Annotated in this window: 12 protein-coding genes; 11 read left to right on the plus strand and 1 reads right to left on the minus strand. The window is 63.8% G+C overall.

The window, feature by feature from the left end; genetic code table 11:
- The first annotated feature begins 171 nt into the window (after window positions 1-171).
- On the plus strand, window positions 172-1,407 hold the full coding sequence (locus UP06_RS23155; RefSeq protein WP_045005969.1) for an LLM class flavin-dependent oxidoreductase: 1,236 nt from the start codon (window positions 172-174) through the stop codon (window positions 1,405-1,407).
- 143 nt (window positions 1,408-1,550) lie between these two features.
- The gene (locus tag UP06_RS23160; RefSeq protein WP_045005970.1) at window positions 1,551-2,927 is read left to right on the plus strand and encodes a cytochrome P450; all 1,377 of its coding nucleotides are present in this window, start codon (window positions 1,551-1,553) and stop codon (window positions 2,925-2,927) included.
- Window positions 2,928-3,049: 122 nt separating this feature from the next.
- Here the strand turns inward: UP06_RS23160 and UP06_RS23165 are convergent, their stop codons facing one another.
- Complete coding sequence (locus UP06_RS23165) at window positions 3,050-3,889, minus strand: SDR family NAD(P)-dependent oxidoreductase (RefSeq protein ID WP_045005971.1); 840 nt, start codon at window positions 3,887-3,889, stop codon at window positions 3,050-3,052.
- Window positions 3,890-4,083: 194 nt separating this feature from the next.
- On the opposite strand from UP06_RS23165, the gene UP06_RS23170 reads away from it, so the two are divergent.
- From UP06_RS23170 to UP06_RS23210, 9 genes are all read left to right on the plus strand, one after another.
- Window positions 4,084-5,049 (plus strand): sensor histidine kinase, encoded by a 966-nt coding sequence (locus UP06_RS23170; RefSeq protein ID WP_045005972.1) that lies wholly within the window; start codon window positions 4,084-4,086, stop codon window positions 5,047-5,049.
- Window positions 5,050-5,279: 230 nt separating this feature from the next.
- The gene (locus tag UP06_RS23175) at window positions 5,280-7,016 is read left to right on the plus strand and encodes a putative bifunctional diguanylate cyclase/phosphodiesterase (protein ID WP_045005973.1); all 1,737 of its coding nucleotides are present in this window, start codon (window positions 5,280-5,282) and stop codon (window positions 7,014-7,016) included.
- A 233-nt stretch (window positions 7,017-7,249) separates the two neighbouring features.
- Window positions 7,250-8,434, plus strand: a complete 1,185-nt coding sequence (locus tag UP06_RS23180; RefSeq protein WP_045005974.1) for a substrate-binding domain-containing protein — start codon at window positions 7,250-7,252, stop codon at window positions 8,432-8,434.
- Between the two features lie 170 nt (window positions 8,435-8,604).
- Window positions 8,605-9,369, plus strand: coding sequence for an ABC transporter ATP-binding protein (locus tag UP06_RS23185; protein ID WP_045005975.1), 765 nt, complete (start codon window positions 8,605-8,607; stop codon window positions 9,367-9,369).
- Window positions 9,366-10,088, plus strand: a complete 723-nt coding sequence (locus UP06_RS23190) for an ABC transporter ATP-binding protein (RefSeq protein ID WP_045005976.1) — start codon at window positions 9,366-9,368, stop codon at window positions 10,086-10,088. Before UP06_RS23185 ends, UP06_RS23190 begins: the two co-directional genes overlap by 4 nt.
- Complete coding sequence (locus tag UP06_RS23195; RefSeq protein ID WP_045005977.1) at window positions 10,085-11,095, plus strand: branched-chain amino acid ABC transporter permease; 1,011 nt, start codon at window positions 10,085-10,087, stop codon at window positions 11,093-11,095. The genes UP06_RS23190 and UP06_RS23195 overlap by 4 nt, the downstream gene beginning before the upstream one ends.
- Window positions 11,092-12,177, plus strand: a complete 1,086-nt coding sequence (locus tag UP06_RS23200; protein WP_197087359.1) for a branched-chain amino acid ABC transporter permease — start codon at window positions 11,092-11,094, stop codon at window positions 12,175-12,177. Before UP06_RS23195 ends, UP06_RS23200 begins: the two co-directional genes overlap by 4 nt.
- Window positions 12,178-12,351: 174 nt before the next feature.
- Window positions 12,352-15,462: a bifunctional diguanylate cyclase/phosphodiesterase gene (locus UP06_RS23205; protein WP_045005979.1), complete on the plus strand. Its 3,111-nt coding sequence runs from the start codon at window positions 12,352-12,354 to the stop codon at window positions 15,460-15,462.
- Window position 15,463: 1 nt separating this feature from the next.
- Complete coding sequence (locus UP06_RS23210) at window positions 15,464-16,519, plus strand: sensor domain-containing diguanylate cyclase (RefSeq protein WP_045005980.1); 1,056 nt, start codon at window positions 15,464-15,466, stop codon at window positions 16,517-16,519.
- Window positions 16,520-16,563: the final 44 nt, after the last annotated feature.

The raw sequence follows: 16,563 nt of genomic DNA on the forward strand, positions 1-16,563 counted from the left end.
CTCACCCCAACCCTCTCCCCGTAAGAACGGGGAGAGGGAGAAGAAGCAGCGTCGCCTCGTTCTGCACATAGCTGCATTCCGCCATGCGGGACATCACGCGATTGCCTTCGCTGTCTTCAGCACGTAGCCTCACCGCCTCAACAAACAAAAAATCCAGCCGGAGAGAACGTCATGGCGCGCCTGAAATTCGGAGCTTTCCTTGCCCCGCATCATCCGATCGGGGAGCATCCGATGCTTCAGTTCCGGCGTGATCTCGACCTCGTCGAGCAGTTAGATGGCCTCGGCTATGACGAGTTCTGGTGCGGCGAGCATCATTCGTCCGGTTGGGAGATGATCGCCTCGCCCGAGATGTTTCTCGCGGCGGCCGGCGAGCGCACCAAGCGGATCAAGCTCGGTACCGGCGTGGTGTCGCTGCCCTATCACCATCCCTACAACGTCGCGCAGCGCATGGTGCAGCTCGACCACATGACCGGCGGCCGCGCCATCTTCGGCTCCGGTCCCGGCGCGCTTGCCTCCGACGCGCACACGCTCGGCATCGATCCGATGACCCAGCGCGACCGCCAGGACGAGGCGATCGGCGTGATCCGCCGCCTCTTCAACGGCGAGCGCGTCACCGCCAAGAGCGACTGGTTCACCATGAACGACGCGGCGCTTCAGATCCTGCCGTTGCAGGAAGAGATGCCGTTCGTCGTGGCGTCGCAGATATCGCCTTCCGGCATGACGCTCGCCGGCAAATACGGCATCGGCATCATCTCGCTCGGTTCGATGACGACGCAGGGCCTGATGTCGCTGCAGCAGCAATGGCAGTTCGCCGAGGATGCCGCCAAGAAGCACGGCACCACGGTCGATCGCGCGAACTGGCGCGTGCTGCTGAGCTGGCATGTTGCCGAAACGCGCGAACAGGCCCGCCGCGAGGCCGGTGCAGGCCTGATGCGCTGGCACAACGAATATAATGTCGGCACGCTGCAACGGCCGGGCCTGACCGCATTCGACTCGCCCGACGAGGCCGTGGACAAGACCGCTTTCGTCGAGGGCGCGGCCTCCGTTATCGGCACGCCCGACGATCTCGTCAAAATGATCAAGAAGGTGATGCAGGTGTCGGGCGGCGTCGGCGCCGTGATCGGTTTCGTGCACGACTGGGCCAATCCGGAAGCCACCCGCCGGAGCTGGGACATGGTCGCGCGCTATGTCGTGCCCGAGATCAACGGCTACATCGACGCACTCCGCAAGTCGCAAAAATTCGTGATCGAGAACCGCGCGATCTTCGAGCGCGCGGGACAAGCCGTGATGGCCAAGATCATGGAGAACGACAAGGCCGCAGAGGCGCTGAAGGTGACCGGCCCCGGCCGCGTCGCGATTCCGGCTGTGAACGCACCGGATTTGCAGAAGGAAGCGGCGAAGCGATAGGCCTCGTCGTCGCTACAGTTGTAACCACGATCACAAGCAAGAGATATCGGCCTGTGCTATGCTGACCACGTCAGCCTGGCGCGGGCCGCAATAGTGCCGCGGTCGCGTGATTTCTGTTCGGTCAGCCAACCGGAGCAACCGTGATGTCGATGCAGAATGTGGCTTCGCCTGCGCTCAGCTTCACCGCGCCCAAGCGCAACGAGCTGACGCATATTCCGGGCGATGAAGGCTGGCCGATCATCGGCAAGACCTTTCAGGTGCTGGCTGACCCCAAACGGCATATCGAGGCGAATGGCGCCAAATACGGCCCGGTCTACCGCACCCATTTTTTCGGCGAGACCAATGTCGTGCTGCTCGGGCCCGAGGCCAATGAGCTCGTGCTGTTCGACCAGCATAAGCTGTTTTCCTCGACCCATGGCTGGAATAAGGTGCTCGGCCTGCTGTTTCCGCGCGGCTTGATGTTGCTCGATTTCGACGAGCACCGGCTGCACCGCAAGGCGCTCTCGGTTGCGTTCAAATCCGGACCGATGAAATCCTATCTCACCGATCTCGACCGCGGCATTGCGGCACGAGTCGCGCAGTGGAAGGCGAAGCCCGGCACGATGCAGCTCTATCCGGCGATGAAGCAGCTCACGCTCGACCTCGCCGCGACGTCCTTCCTCGGTACCGAGATCGGGCCGGAGGTTGACGACATCAACCGCGCCTTCGTCGACATGGTCGCGGCCGCCGTTGCCCCGATCCGCCGTCCCCTGCCCGGCACTCAGATGGCGCGCGGCGTGAAGGGACGCAAGCGCATCGTTGCCTATTTCCGCGAGCAGATCCCGCTGCGACGCGGCAATCATGGCGGCGATGATCTGTTCTCGCATCTCTGCCGCGCCACCCATGAGGACGGCGCGCTGCTCTCCGAGCAGGACATTATCGACCACATGAGCTTTCTGATGATGGCGGCACACGACACGTTGACCTCGTCGCTGACATCCTTCATCGGCGAGCTGGCCGCGAATCCGGATTGGCAGAGCAAGCTGCGCGACGAGGTTCTCGCGCTCGGGCTGGCTGCGGATGCGCCGACCAGCTTCGATGATCTCGAAAAAATGCCGCTGTCGGAGATGGCATTCAAGGAGGCGCTCCGGATCAAGCCGCCGGTGCCGTCGATGCCGCGCCGCGCGATGCGCGATTTCAGCTTCAAGGGATTTACGATTCCCGCCGGCACCGCGATCGGCGTCAATCCGCTCTATACCCACCACATGAAGGACATCTGGCCGGAGCCCGACCGCTTCGATCCCTTGCGCTTCACTGAAGAAGCGCAGCGCAACCGCCACCGCTTCGCCTGGGTGCCGTTCGGCGGCGGCGCGCATATGTGCCTCGGCCTGCACTTCGCCTACATGCAGGCAAAATGCTTCGCGCGGCACTTCCTGCAGAACATCGAGGTGTCGCTGGAGCCCGGCTACAAGCCGGACTGGCAGATGTGGCCGATCCCGAAGCCGCGGGATGGGTTAAGGGTGACGGTGAAGGCGGTGTGAATGACGCTCTCGTAGGGTGGGCAAAGGCGCACTTGCGCCGTGCCCACCATTTTCGTGGATAGAAAGTTGGTGGGCACGCTTCGCTTTGCCCACCCTACGACACTACGGCACCGTCCCCGCCGCTACGCCCCCTGATCGAACGCCTTGCGCAGCGCGACGTAACCCTGCTGCTGCTGGCTCCAGTTGCGGCCGCCGGTGATGGCACCGTCGATGACGAGGTCGTGGCCGTTGATGAAGCTGGATTCGTCGCTCGCCAGGAACACCGCGGCGTGAGCGATATCGTCGGGAAGACCTGCGCGCGGAATCGGCTGCGCGGTCTTGTAGACCTCGCGCATCACGGCTGGCGTCTTTTCCGCAGCCTCGGTCGAGAGGCCCAGCGCCTTGCCAAAGATGCCGGTCGCGATCGCGCCGGGCGAGATCGAGTTGACGCGCACATTGGACTCGCCGAGCTCCATCGCCACACATTTGGTGAGATGGATCACCGCCGCTTTCGCCGCGCCATAGACCATCGAGGATGAGAAGCCGGCGAGACGGCCAGCGATGCTGCCATTGTTGATGATGCTGCCAAACCCCTGCTTCTTCATGGTGGGCGCAGCGTGCTTCATGCCGAGCATCACACTGCGCACCAGCGTCGCCATCGCGGCGTCGAAGCGCTCGACCTCGAGGCCTTCGATGCCGCCAGTCTGGGCCGGGCCGCCGGCATTATTGAAGAGGCAATCGATCCTGCCGAATTTCTCGACCGCGAGCGTGATCAGCGCCTGCATCTGCGCTTCGACGGTCACATCCGTCTGGCGGAAAACGCAGGCACCGCCGAGCTGCTTCGCCAGCGCCTCGCCTTCCGGTATACGCCGCCCCGCGATCACAATTTTGGCACCTTCGGCAACGAAGACTTCTGCGGTGCGCAATCCGATCCCGCTCGTCGCACCCGTGATCACCGCAACCTTGCCGTCCAGCCTGCCCATGGAATGTCCCTGTTTTTGAACGATTTGATATCAAATGGCGGGCGCCGATCGATGACGTCGCCGCGACAGTCGGCACCGCGACGGTCACTATTCCTGCCGGCACGCGACAAGGCAAGCTTTGCTTGTGCGGGCGGCATGCGTAACATCTTCACCTGCCACTCGATTTTCGAACGCACATTGCAACTGGGCTACGCATGGGGAAGCTGATCGACGAATTCCGTAAAGGCTGGCGGGGCGTGGCGCCGCCATCGCTCGGCCTGAGCATCGCCTTTGCGGTGGCTTGCTTGCTGGTCGCGACCCTGGCCCGCTGGGGTCTCGCGCATGTGCGTCCCGACGTCTACTTCACGCCGTACTTCCCGGCTGTGTTCTTTGCCGCCGCGTTCGGAGGCTTGCGGATCGGCATTGTCACGGCGCTGGTCGGCGGCGTGCTCGGCGTCGTCGTGAATTTCGGCGATGCGTTTGCCGATCGCGCCCGGTTCGCCCTGCTGACGCTCTATTGGGGTGTCTCTGCACTCACCATCTGGGGCGTCGAGCATTATCGCACGATGCTGGCGGAGCAGCGCCGGATCTCCAAGCGCCTGATCGAGGAAGAGGGCTATCGCAAGCTGCTGGTCGACGAGCTCCAGCACCGGCTGAAGAACAAGCTGTCGACCGTGCACGCCGTGCTGCACCAGGTGCTGCACGACCAGCCGCAGGTGTGGTCCCGCATCGACCCGCGGCTGCGGTCGCTGGCCGCCACCGACGATCTGATCTCGCGGATCGACAAGGCCGGCTGCGACATCCGCGATCTCCTGATCTCGGAGCTCGGCCCTTACGGCCACGTCCGCTTCACCCTCAACGGCGATCGGCTATTTCTGCCGCCGAAGCTCGCGGTCACGCTGTCACTGATGTTTCATGAGCTCGCCACCAACGCGGGAAAGTACGGTGCGTTCTCCGCACCCCGCGGATTGTTGCAGGTGTCGTGGACCGTCAGCGATGACCGCCTGACCGTCACATGGGACGAAACCGAGGGCCCGAGCATCGACAAGGTGTCCGAACCCGGATTCGGTACCAAGCTGCTGAAGTCGGCACTCACCGCCTTCGACGGCAAGGCTGAGGTCTCGTACCTGAAGACCGGGCTGCATTGCATCATGCAATGCCGCATCCCCCAAAGCGAATAACCGGCCAGCGATAGCCTCGCTGCAACGAAAGCAGATCGCGCGCGCCGCTCGCTTTCGTTTGCGCCGTTGACCTTCTGTTAATGACGGTCGCGAGCGCGCGTCGCAACGCCGCAAGTTTCCCCCAGAACACACCCGTATTTCTTCGGACCCCTTAACCAAACCTAAGAGGGAACTGCGCATGATCGCGTCCATTGCAAAGGCGCGCTGAAACAACAAGATTCATGACTTCTATGAACAACAGTAAATATTCCGGCGCGAGCGAGGCTGAGCTCGGATTTCTCAAGGAAATCGTTAAATTGCTGCCGACCGGCCTGACCGTGCAGGACGCGCAAGGCGAGCTTCTCCTGGTTAACGACACCGCGGCGAACCAGCTCGGCATGGACGGCAGCCGTCCGTCGCCGAATCTCGCGCAGCGCCGGGATGCCTGCCAGCGGGCCCTCGCGGCCGGCCAGGCTGTTATCACCGAGGAAGCGCTGCACGACGGCCCCGCGCGCCAGGTGCTGCTCACCACGCATCGTCCGGTCCGCCTCGCCGGACGCGAGCTGCTGATCTCGACCTCCGCAGACATCACCGAGCAGAAAAATTTCGAGGACCAGCTGTTCCGTTCGGCCTATTTCGACGAGCTGACCGGACTGCCCTCCCGGCGCGTGATCGAGCATCGCGCCAACAACCTGCTGGCGTGCGAGCGTGTCGGCGAACGCTTCGCGCTCGCCTTTCTCGACATCGACAATTTCAAGCACATCAACGACTATTACGGCCACGCCGTCGGCGATATGCTGCTGGTCGAGCTGTCGAAGCGGCTCGGCCGCGACCTGCGCGAGTCCGACATGCTGTCGCGCATCTCCGGGGACGAATTCCTGCTGCTGCTCTCGCCGATCCAGAGCCAGGACGAAGTTGCGGAATTCATGCAATCGACGCTGGAGCGGCTGACCGCGCCGTTCTTCCTCGACAATTCGGAGATTTTCGCCTCCACCTCGGTCGGCGTCAGCCTCTATCCGGATCATGGCCGCAACTTCGAGACGTTGCGCCAGAACGCCGACATCGCGATGTACCGCATCAAGAACAACGGCAAAGGATCCGCGGCGTTTTTTGACGCCAGCATGGAGCGCGAGGCGCTCGCGCGCATGAAGATCGAGCAGTCGCTGCGGCTCGCCATTCTCGACAAGCGCTTCTGTTGCGCATTCCAGTCCAAGGTCGATATCCGGACGCAGGCTGTAACGGGCATCGAGGCGCTGGTGCGGCTGCGCGACGACGAAGGCGTGATCCAGGCCCCTGGTTCGTTCATCAACCTGGCAGTCGAGCTCGGACTGATCGACGAGCTCACCCATCTCGTGCTCGCCGAGATCGTCAAATCGATCGACCTGATCAACGACACGTTTGGCGCGGACGCCACCATCAGCATCAACGTCGCCGCCAAGCAGGCCGGCAATCCCGCATTCATGCGCACTTTTGCGAAGGCGCTGGAGGACACCGGCTTTCCCAAGCGCTTCATGATCGAGGTGACCGAGGACGCGTTCGTCGCCAAGAGCCACTTCCAGTCGGAAATCCTGCCGATGTTCCGCAACCTCGGCGTCGGCATCTCCATCGACGATTTCGGCACCGGCTATTCGTCGCTGTCGGCGCTCGCCGACATCACCGCCGACGAGATCAAGATCGACCGCTCCTTCATCACCGACATCCATAAGCGCCCGCGCAGCCAGGGCATTTTGCGCGCGATCGAATCCCTGAGCGAAGCGCTCGGCATGACCGTGATCGCCGAAGGCCTCGAATCCTACGAGGAGCTCGCCTATCTCCAGGCCGCGACCAAGATCCGCTACGCCCAGGGCTATTATTTCGCCCGGCCGATCTTTTTGGAGGAGCTGAAGCTCGCCACGCCCGCCTCCAGCGAGGCGAGGGTCAGCGTCGCAAACCGCCCGATGCAGCAGAACCGGCAGGGCTATTCACGCGCGAGCGGCTATCGGCGCTGACCGCTTCCCGCAGCCTGACCTTGTGTGACCTGAGCAGCCCGATCCAGGGGTGACTACAGCACGAACCTGCGTGCCCGCGCCGCCGATTTCCGTGGCAACCGCAATCCGTTATGATCCGCGTCAAGCCATTGTCATATGCGCCTCGTGCACGTCCCGCCGGAAGGTGGAATTGCAATGTTGGTCAGGCTGTGCAAATCGCTGTTGCCAAGGAATTTCAATAAGGAGGGATCATCTTGCGTCGATCATTCATCATCACAACAACCATTCTCGGGCTGGCTGCGGCGGCCTCCGCACACGCAGATGATCTTAAGGTCGCGCTGATCTACGGCAAGACCGGTCCACTGGAGGCCTACGCCAAGCAGACCGAGACCGGCCTGCAAATGGGTTTTGAGTACGCCACCAAGGGCACCATGACGCTGGACGGCCGCAAGATCGTCATCATCACCAAGGACGACCAAGGCAAGCCGGACCTCTCCAAGGCCGCGCTCGCCGAGGCCTATCAGGACGACAAGGCCGACATCGCGATCGGCACGACCTCGTCGGCCGCGGCACTCGCCATTCTCCCCGTTGCCGAGGAGAACAAGAAAATCCTGATCGTCGAGCCCGCCGTCGCGGACCAGATTACCGGCGAGAAGTGGAATCGCTATATCTTCCGCACGGCCCGCAACTCCTCTCAGGACGCGATCTCCAACGCGGTCGCGATCGGCAAGCAGGGCGTCACCGTGGCGACGCTGGCGCAGGACTACGCCTTCGGCCGCGACGGCGTCGCCGCCTTCAAGGAGGCGCTCGGCAAGACCGGCGCGACGCTCGCAGCGGAAGAATACGCCCCGACTTCGACCACCGACTTCACCGCGGTCGGCCAGCGCCTGTTTGATGCGCTGAAAGATAAGCCGGGCCGCAAGGTGATCTGGGTGATCTGGGCCGGCGCCGGCAATCCGCTGGCAAAGCTCCAGGACATGGACCCGAAGCGCTACGGCATCGAGCTCTCCACCGGCGGCAACATCCTCCCGGCACTCGCAGCCTATAAGGGCCTGCCCGGCATGGAAGGCGCAACCTATTACTATTACGACATCCCGAAGAACCCGGTGAACGACTGGTTCGTCGCCGAGCACCAGAAGCGCTTCAACGCGCCGCCGGACTTCTTCACGGCCGGCGGCTTTGCCGCCGCGATGTCCGTCGTCGCCGCCGTCACCAAGGCGAAGTCGACAGACAGCGAGAAGCTCATCACCGCCATGGAAGGCCTGGAGTTCGACACGCCGAAAGGCAAGATGGTGTTCCGAAAAGAGGACCATCAGGCGCTCCAGAGCATGTATCACTTCAAGGTCAAGGTCGATCCGAACATCGCCTGGGCCGTGCTCGAGCCGGTGCGCGAGCTGAAGATCGAGGACATGGACGTTCCGATCCGCAACAAGCGTTGAGTTTTCTTGCTTCACCTCCCCCGCTTGCGGGGGAGGCCGGGAGAGGGCTCTATCCTCTTGGGGCTTCTCGCCTGTAGAGGCACCCCCACCCCTACCCTCCCCCGCAAGCGGGAGAGGGAGACCACCGTGATCGCGGATACATCCCACTCGCCGAACCCGATCGAAACTTCATGACGCTGACTCTCGAAACCCGCGATCTCACCATCCGCTTCGGCGGCCATGTCGCAGTCAACAACGTCACCTGTACATTTCGCCCGGGCGAGCTCACCGCCATCGTCGGGCCGAACGGCGCCGGCAAGACCACCTATTTCAATTTGATCTCGGGCCAGCTGCGCGCTTCACACGGCAGCATCCTGTTCGACGGTACCGACATCACCCAGCATTCCGCGCCGCTGCGCACCCGCGCTGGCCTCGGGCGCGCCTTCCAGCTGACAAATCTGTTCCCGAACCTGACGGTGGAGGAAAACGTCCGCCTCGCGGTGCAGGCGGCTGATGGCACGCATTACGACATGCTGCGGCCCTGGATGGTTCGCCGCGACCTGATCGCGCGCGCCGACGCCATCCTCGATCAGGTCGCGCTCGGCAACCGTCGCGGCGTCGCCGCGACCGTCCTGTCGCATGGCGACCAGCGCAAGCTCGAAGTCGCGCTGATGATCGCACTCGAGCCAAAGGTGTTCATGTTCGACGAGCCGACCGCGGGCATGAGCATCGACGAGGTGCCTGTGGTGCTGAATTTGATCGCGCAGCTCAAGCAGGACAAGAGCAAGATCATCCTGCTGGTCGAGCACAAGATGGACGTGGTGCGCTCGCTCGCCGACCGCATCATCGTGCTGCATAACGGACAACTTGTTGCGGATGGCCCGCCGGCCGAAGTGATCGCCTCGCCAATCGTGCAGGAAGCCTATCTCGGCATTGCTCCGAAGAGCGCAGCATGACCGACCTGCTCAAGCTTTCCGGCGTGCACACCCATATCGGCCGCTATCACATCCTCCAGGGTATCGATCTCGCCGTCCCGCAGGGACAGACCACGATGCTGCTCGGCCGCAACGGCGCCGGCAAGACCACGACGCTGCGCACCATCATGGGCCTGTGGCAGGCCTCAAGCGGCGAGATCAGCCTCGCCGGCCAGCGTATCGAGAGCCGTGCCACGCCCGACATCGCGCGGCTCGGCGTCGGCTATGTGCCGGAAAGCATGGCGGTGTTCTCCGACCTCACGGTGAAGGAAAATCTGGTGCTGGCGGCGCGCGACGGGCCGCTCGACGACACCCAGCTCGAGTGGATCTTTGGCTTCTTCCCGGCGCTGCGCCGGTTCTGGCTGTCGCGCGCGGGCAGCCTCTCGGGCGGACAAAAACAAATGTTGTCGATCGCGCGCGCCATTATCGAGCCGCGTAAGCTTTTGTTGATCGACGAGCCGACCAAGGGGCTGGCGCCTGCAATCGTGATGGCGCTGATCGAATGCCTGAAGGAGATCAAGCGCAACGGCGCCACCATCCTGCTGGTCGAACAGAATTTCTTTGCCGCCCGCGAGCTCGGCGACCACGTGCTGGTGATGGACAACGGCACCATCGTCCATCGCGGCGAGATGGCGGCCCTGGCCTCCGATGTGCCGCTCCAGGAGCGGCTGTTGGGCCTGAGCCTGGAGGCGCATCAGTGACTGAACTTGCCGCAACCGATCCGCTGCCGAAGCCCAAGCGCGACATCGCGCCAATCCTGCTGCCGATCGCGCTCGCGCTGGTGACGATACCCCTGATCGGCTCGCCCAGCACCTGGCTGACACTGACCGCCGCGAGCCTCGCAATGGGCATGATGATCTTCATCATGGCTTCCGGCCTGACACTCGTATTCGGCCTGATGGACGTGCTGAATTTCGGCCACGGCGCCTTCATCGCGGTCGGCGCTTATGTCGCAACGCTGGTGTTTGCGCCATTCGCAGCTTCCATTCAGGCGGATTCGCTGTGGATCAACCTCGCGGTGCTGGCGCCCGCGGCGCTGCTGTCGATGGCGGTCTCCGGCGCGATCGGCCTCATCGTCGAGCGCGTGCTGATCCTGCCTGTCTACGGCCAGCATCTAAAGCAGATCTTGATGACAACGGGCGGCCTGATCGTCGCCGAGCAGACGCTCTATGCGCTGTGGGGGCCGCAGATCATCCCGACGCCGCTGCCGACCTCGCTGCGCGGCTCCTTCATCCTCGGCGACGTCGCGATCGCGAAATACCGCGTGCTGGCAACGCTGATCGGGCTTGCCGTCTTCATCGCGATCCAGCTCGTGCTCAACCGCACCAAGCTCGGCCTGTTGATCCGCGCCGGGGTCGAGAATCGCGAGATGGTGGAAGCGCTCGGCTATCGCATCCGACGGCTGTTCCTCGGCGTGTTCATGACGGGATCGGCGCTCGCTGGCCTCGGCGGCGTGATGTGGGCGCTCTATCGCGAGCAGGTCCATGCCTCCATGAGCGACGAGCTCACCGTCTTGATTTTCGTCGTCGTCATCATCGGCGGCTTGGGGTCGATCGGAGGCTGCTTCATTGGCGCGATTTTGGTGGCGATGGTCGCCAATTATGGCGGCTTCCTGGTGCCGAAGCTCGCCCTCGTCTCCAATATCCTGCTGATGGTCGCCATTCTGATGTGGCGGCCGCGCGGCCTCTATGCGGTAACCAGCCGATGATAATCCTGTCAGGCGACCCGCCGCGCAGCCGCGCCCTCACGCTCGTTCTTGTCGTCATCATCCTGGCGCTGGCGGCGGTGCCGTTCCTGTTTCCGGGCGCCAAGGCGCTGAACGTCGCGGCCAAGATCTGCGTCTTCGCCGCGTTGGTCGCGTCCTACGACCTGCTGCTCGGCTACACCGGCTCGGTGTCGTTCGCCCACACCATGTTCTACGGCATCGGCAGCTACGCGGTCGCGATTGCGCTGTATGGGATGGGCCCGAACTGGGCCGCAGTCGCAACCGGCATCGTCGTCGGCCTGCCGCTCGCGGCCCTGCTCGCGCTCGCGATCGGCCTGTTCTCGCTGCGCGTCGCCGCGATCTTCTTTGCCATGATCACGCTCGCGGTCGCCTCCGCCTTCCAGGTGCTGGCCTCACAGCTGTCCTGGCTGACCGGCGGCGAGGACGGACGCAGCTTTCAATTGCCGGAGCTGCTGCGCCCCGGCACGGTGCTGGTCTCGAAAAGCCTGCTCGGCTTCGAGATCAACGGCCGCACCCTGACCTACTATCTGGTGTTCGCGGTCTCGGCGCTGATGATCCTCGCCTTGTTGCGGGTGGTGAACTCGCCGTTCGGGCGTGTGCTCCAGGCGATCCGCGAGAACCGTTTTCGCGCCGAGGCGCTTGGCTTCCGCACCGTCTTCCATCTCACCTACGCCAACTGCCTCGCCGCGCTGGTCGCCGCCAGCGCCGGCATGCTGAACGCGCTATGGCTGCGCTATGCCGGCCCCGACACCTCGCTCAGTTTCTCGATCATGCTGGACATCCTCTTGATGGTGGTGATCGGCGGCATGGGCACGATCTACGGCGCGATCATCGGCGCCACGATCTTCATTCTCGCCCAGAACTATCTGCAATCGCTGATGGGCGTCGCCTCGAAGGCGGCGGCGGAGGCTGGCCTGCCGCTGCTACCGGGACTGTTGCATCCAGATCGCTGGCTGCTGTGGCTCGGGTTGCTGTTCATTGCCAGCGTCTACTTCTTCCCGACCGGCGTGGTCGGACGGCTGCGCAATGTGGGCGGCGACAAGAGCCCGGGCGCCTCGCATTAAGCAGCGATTCATGATGCAGCGCAGCGTTTGTTGCAGATGATGTGCAACCATGACGTTATTCGCGTCCTGCTCTACGCCGATGCGACTGCGCAACCGGATTAATCCTTAGGTAACTGGTTTTCCTAAGCTTTAGGCCATTTGTGCGGTGTATTTCTGTTCCTCCAGGGGGAGGAAATGCGCGACGTATTTTCAGGGATGGCAGTCAGACTGTCGCTAGCCGCAAGGGGCGGCTGGGACGCTGTCACACGGCGCGGCCCCGTGTTGTGGCTGACACTATCAGGCGCATTGCTGGTCGCCGGCATCTTCGCCGTGACCGCTATGGCCTCCGGCGAGTTCCGCGAGCGCACGCTGGCGAACCGCGAGCGCGAGCTGGAAAATACTGTTCAGCTGATCGCGCGGCATTTCGATCAGCAATTCGAGGACTCCGACGTCATCGCGGCCGATCTCATCGGGCAGATGCATCTGCCGGAGATCTCCTCGCCGCAGATGTTTCGCGAGCGCATGTCGGGACCTGAAGCCAGCCGGATGCTGAGGAGCAAGATCAGCGCGGTCTCCTATCTCGGCGACATCGCGATCTACGATGCCGATGGCGAGCTAATCAGCTGGTCGCGGCCTCGGCCGCTTCCCAAGATCAATGTGTCGGCGCGCGCCTACTTCCAGACCTTCAGATCGAATCCGATGTCGGAGCCGGTGCTGCTGGAATCCGTGCGCAGCCTCCTGATCGGCAAATGGACCACGATCGTCGCACGCCGGCTGAGTCTGCCGGACGGCACCTTCGTCGGCGCGATGGTCCGGCGGATCGATCCCGACAGCTATCAACGCTATTTCGCGTCCGTCGCGCTGGCCGAGGGCGCCGCCATCTCGCTGTTCGACCGCGAAGGCACGATGCTGGCGCGCTACCCGCATGTCGAGGAGTTGATCGGGACCAACTACAAGAACGCACCGTTGATGCAGAAAGTGCTGGCCAAAGGCGGTCAGCACACGCTTCGCGTCAAGAGCCCGGTCGACGGTGAGGATCGGCTCGGCTCGGCCGCGTCGCTAACCCATTTCCCGCTGGTCATCGTCGCGACCAACACCATGTCGGCTGCGCTTACGGACTGGCGGCAGCAAACCGGGTTCATGGTCACCACCGCAACGCTTTCGGCGACCGTGATCGCGCTGATCCTGTTCCTGATCATCCGCCAGATCAAACGGCAGAACCGCGAGGCCCAGGAACGGATCGAATCGGAGCGGCAGCGGCTCGACACCGCCCTCAACAACATGTCGCAAGGGCTGATCCTGTACGACGCCGCCGGATACATCGTCACCTGCAACCGCCGCTATGCCGACATGTTCGGCCTGTCCGCGGACGTCATCAAACCCGGCTGCCACATCATCGAGGCGATGCACCATCGCAAGGAACGCGGAGCGTTCAATGGCGACGTCGAGGCGTTTTGCGCCGACGTCATGAGGGTCGTCGCTGAAGGCACGGTCTCCACCAGGATGCACGAGCTGCCGAACGGCCGCGCCTTCCAGGTCATCAACACCCCGCTCGCGCAGGGCGGATGGGTCGCCACGATCGAGGAGATCACCGAGCGGCGCAGTCTGGAGCAGGAACGCGACCGCAACTACACGTTCCTTCGCGAGATCATCGACCATATCCCGTCGCAGATCACGGTGAAGGATGCCCGCACGCGGCAATATCTGCTGGTCAACCGCACCGCCGCAGAGCAATTCGGCCAATCGCACGAAGCCGTCGTTGGCAAGACCCCCTTCGACATATACCCGGATGACACCGCCAGGCTCGTCACCGACGACGACAGCAAGGCGCTGCAAGCGGCCACGGGATTGTACAAGGACGAACATCCCTGGCCGAGCCAAACCAAGGGACTGCGCTACATCACCTCGACCCGGATCGGCATCCGCGATAAGTCCAGCGAGCCGCGCTACCTCATCAATGTCGTCGAGGATGTCACCGAGCGGCGGAGCGCCCATGAGAAGATCGCGCATATGGCGCATTTCGACGCGCTGACCGACCTGCCGAACCGCGCGCTGTTCCGCGAGCAGATCGAGCGCGAGCTGGAAAAGGTCGCAAGCGGCGAGCAGTTCGCGCTGCTCTATATCGACGTCGACGAGTTCAAGGGCATCAACGATTCGCTCGGCCATCATGTCGGCGACGAGCTGTTGAAGGCGATCGCCGGCCGCATCCGTGCCTGCCTCAAGCCGGGCGACCTGATCGCGCGGCTCGGCGGCGACGAATTCGCCGTCATCCACACCAAAATCGAATCGTCCGCCGACGTGCTGTCCTTCGTGACGCGGATTCATGAAGCGATCCGCCGCCCCTATCATTGTCTCGGCCATCAGCTCTCCACCGACGCCAGCATCGGCATCGCGCTGGCGCCGCAGGACGGCAGCGATCTCGACCAGCTCATCAAGAACGCCGACCTCGCGATGTACGGCGCCAAGGCGGAAGGGCGGCGCACCTACCGCTTCTTCGTGCCGGAGATGGATGCGAGCGCCAAGGCCCGCCTCACCATGGAGCAGGATCTGCGCCAGGCTCTAGTCGATGGCGGATTCGAGCTTCACTACCAGCCTCTGGTCAATCTGCACACGGGCGAAGTCTCCGGCTGCGAGGCGCTGCTGCGCTGGCGCCATCTCGAGCGCGGCATGATATCGCCGGCCGAGTTCATTCCGATCGCCGAGGATACCGGCCTGATCAACGAGCTCGGCGACTGGGTGCTGCGCACCGCCTGCAACGAGGCCGCGACCTGGCCCGCCCATGTGCGCCTCGCGGTCAACGTCTCGCCGGTGCAGCTCAAATGCGACACCCTGGCGCTGAAGATCGCGGGCGCGCTGGCCGCCTCCGGGCTCGAGCCGCGGCGGCTCGAGATCGAGATCACCGAGGCCGTGCTGATCCGCGACGACGAGGCCGCGCTCTCGATCCTGCACCAGCTCCGCTCGATCGGCGTGCGCATCGCGCTCGACGATTTCGGCACCGGCTATTCGTCGCTGAGCTATCTGAAGCGCTTCCCGTTCGACAAGATCAAGATCGACCGCTGCTTCGTCTCCGACATCGCCGACGCCAGCGGCGCGCCCGTCATCGTGCAGGCTGTGGTGAACATCGCCGCCGCCAGCAACATGACAACGGTCGCCGAAGGCGTCGAGACCGAGGCGCAGCGCGAGATGCTGCGCGCGCTCGGCTGCACCGAGATGCAGGGCTATCTGTTCAGCAAGCCGAAGCCGGCGGCCGAGGTGCGCAAGCTGTTCGGACCGGGCGATGCCGTGCCGGTAGCGGCGGTGGCCTGAGATGGCAAAGCGAGGCAAGACTCCGGCCAAAACCGTCGACGTAGCGGATTCCTACGCGGTGCGGCTGATGCAGCATCTGGTGGTGCCGACATTCGTGATCGACCCGAAGCGTCGTGTCGTGATCTGGAACAGAGCCTGCGAGCGGCTGACCGGCGTGGCTGCGTCGGAAGTGATCGGCACCACGAAGCACTGGCAAGCCTTCTACGAGTCCAAGCGCCCTTGTCTCGCCGATCTGGTCGCGCTCGACCGCCCCGAGCAGCTCCCGGAGTATTATTCGGAATATGCCGCGCGCGGCCACAACGGCCTCGGCTTCAGCGCGGAAAACTGGTGCGTGATGCCACGGCTCGGCAACCAGCTCTATCTCGCGATCGATGCTGGCCCCATCCACGACGAGGCCGGCAATCTGATTGCGGTGGTGGAAACGCTGCGCGACCTCACCGACCAGAAGCGCGCCGAGACGGCGTTGAAAGAGCTCGCGACCAAGGACGGCCTCACCGGACTGTCCAACCGCCGCTCCTTCGACGAGATGCTGATGTCGGAATGGTCGCGGGCGCAGCAGACGCAGCGGCCGATGTCGCTGCTGTTCGTCGACGTCGATCATTTCAAGCTGTTCAACGACCAGCACGGCCACCAGACCGGCGACGAGTGCCTGCGGGCGGTCGCCGATGTCGTCAGCCGGCATGCGCTGCGCCCGCTCGACCTTGCCAGCCGCTATGGCGGCGAGGAATTCGCGCTGATCCTGCCCGATATGAGTTGCGACGATGCCTGCGCCATCGCCGAGGAGATCCGCCGTGCCGTGATGGCCTTGCGGATCGCCCATGGTGCCATTGGGGCCGGCAACCACGTCACCCTCAGCGTTGGCGTGGCCAGCCACATTCCCGGCGAAGCCGACGGCGGCCCCGACCGGCTGCTCGGCTCGGCCGATCAGGCGCTCTACGCCGCCAAACGGCTCGGCCGCAACCGCGTCATCTGCGCTGAGCGGATGCTGGCCGAATTCGCCGGCCTCGGCCGGGACGGCGTGCAAGTTCCGAGCCCCACCGCCCGCAAATCAGCCTAGATTGCCGCGGCAAGACCGGTTGCCCGCCCCGCGCCAATCGGCTA

It is taken from the genome of Bradyrhizobium sp. LTSP857, from assembly GCF_000938285.1.
Taxonomy (GTDB): Bacteria; Pseudomonadota; Alphaproteobacteria; order Rhizobiales; family Xanthobacteraceae; genus Bradyrhizobium.

Coding starts and splice junctions, on each gene's coding strand:
- UP06_RS23155 (WP_045005969.1), top strand. CDS start 172: ATGGCGCGCCTGAAATTCGGAGCTTTCCTTGCCCCGCATCATCCGATC.
- UP06_RS23160 (WP_045005970.1), top strand. CDS start 1,551: ATGTCGATGCAGAATGTGGCTTCGCCTGCGCTCAGCTTCACCGCGCCC.
- UP06_RS23165 (WP_045005971.1), bottom strand. CDS start 3,889: ATGGGCAGGCTGGACGGCAAGGTTGCGGTGATCACGGGTGCGACGAGC.
- UP06_RS23170 (WP_045005972.1), top strand. CDS start 4,084: ATGGGGAAGCTGATCGACGAATTCCGTAAAGGCTGGCGGGGCGTGGCG.
- UP06_RS23175 (WP_045005973.1), top strand. CDS start 5,280: ATGAACAACAGTAAATATTCCGGCGCGAGCGAGGCTGAGCTCGGATTT.
- UP06_RS23185 (WP_045005975.1), top strand. CDS start 8,605: ATGACGCTGACTCTCGAAACCCGCGATCTCACCATCCGCTTCGGCGGC.
- UP06_RS23190 (WP_045005976.1), top strand. CDS start 9,366: ATGACCGACCTGCTCAAGCTTTCCGGCGTGCACACCCATATCGGCCGC.
- UP06_RS23200 (WP_197087359.1), top strand. CDS start 11,092: ATGATAATCCTGTCAGGCGACCCGCCGCGCAGCCGCGCCCTCACGCTC.
- UP06_RS23205 (WP_045005979.1), top strand. CDS start 12,352: ATGCGCGACGTATTTTCAGGGATGGCAGTCAGACTGTCGCTAGCCGCA.
- UP06_RS23210 (WP_045005980.1), top strand. CDS start 15,464: ATGGCAAAGCGAGGCAAGACTCCGGCCAAAACCGTCGACGTAGCGGAT.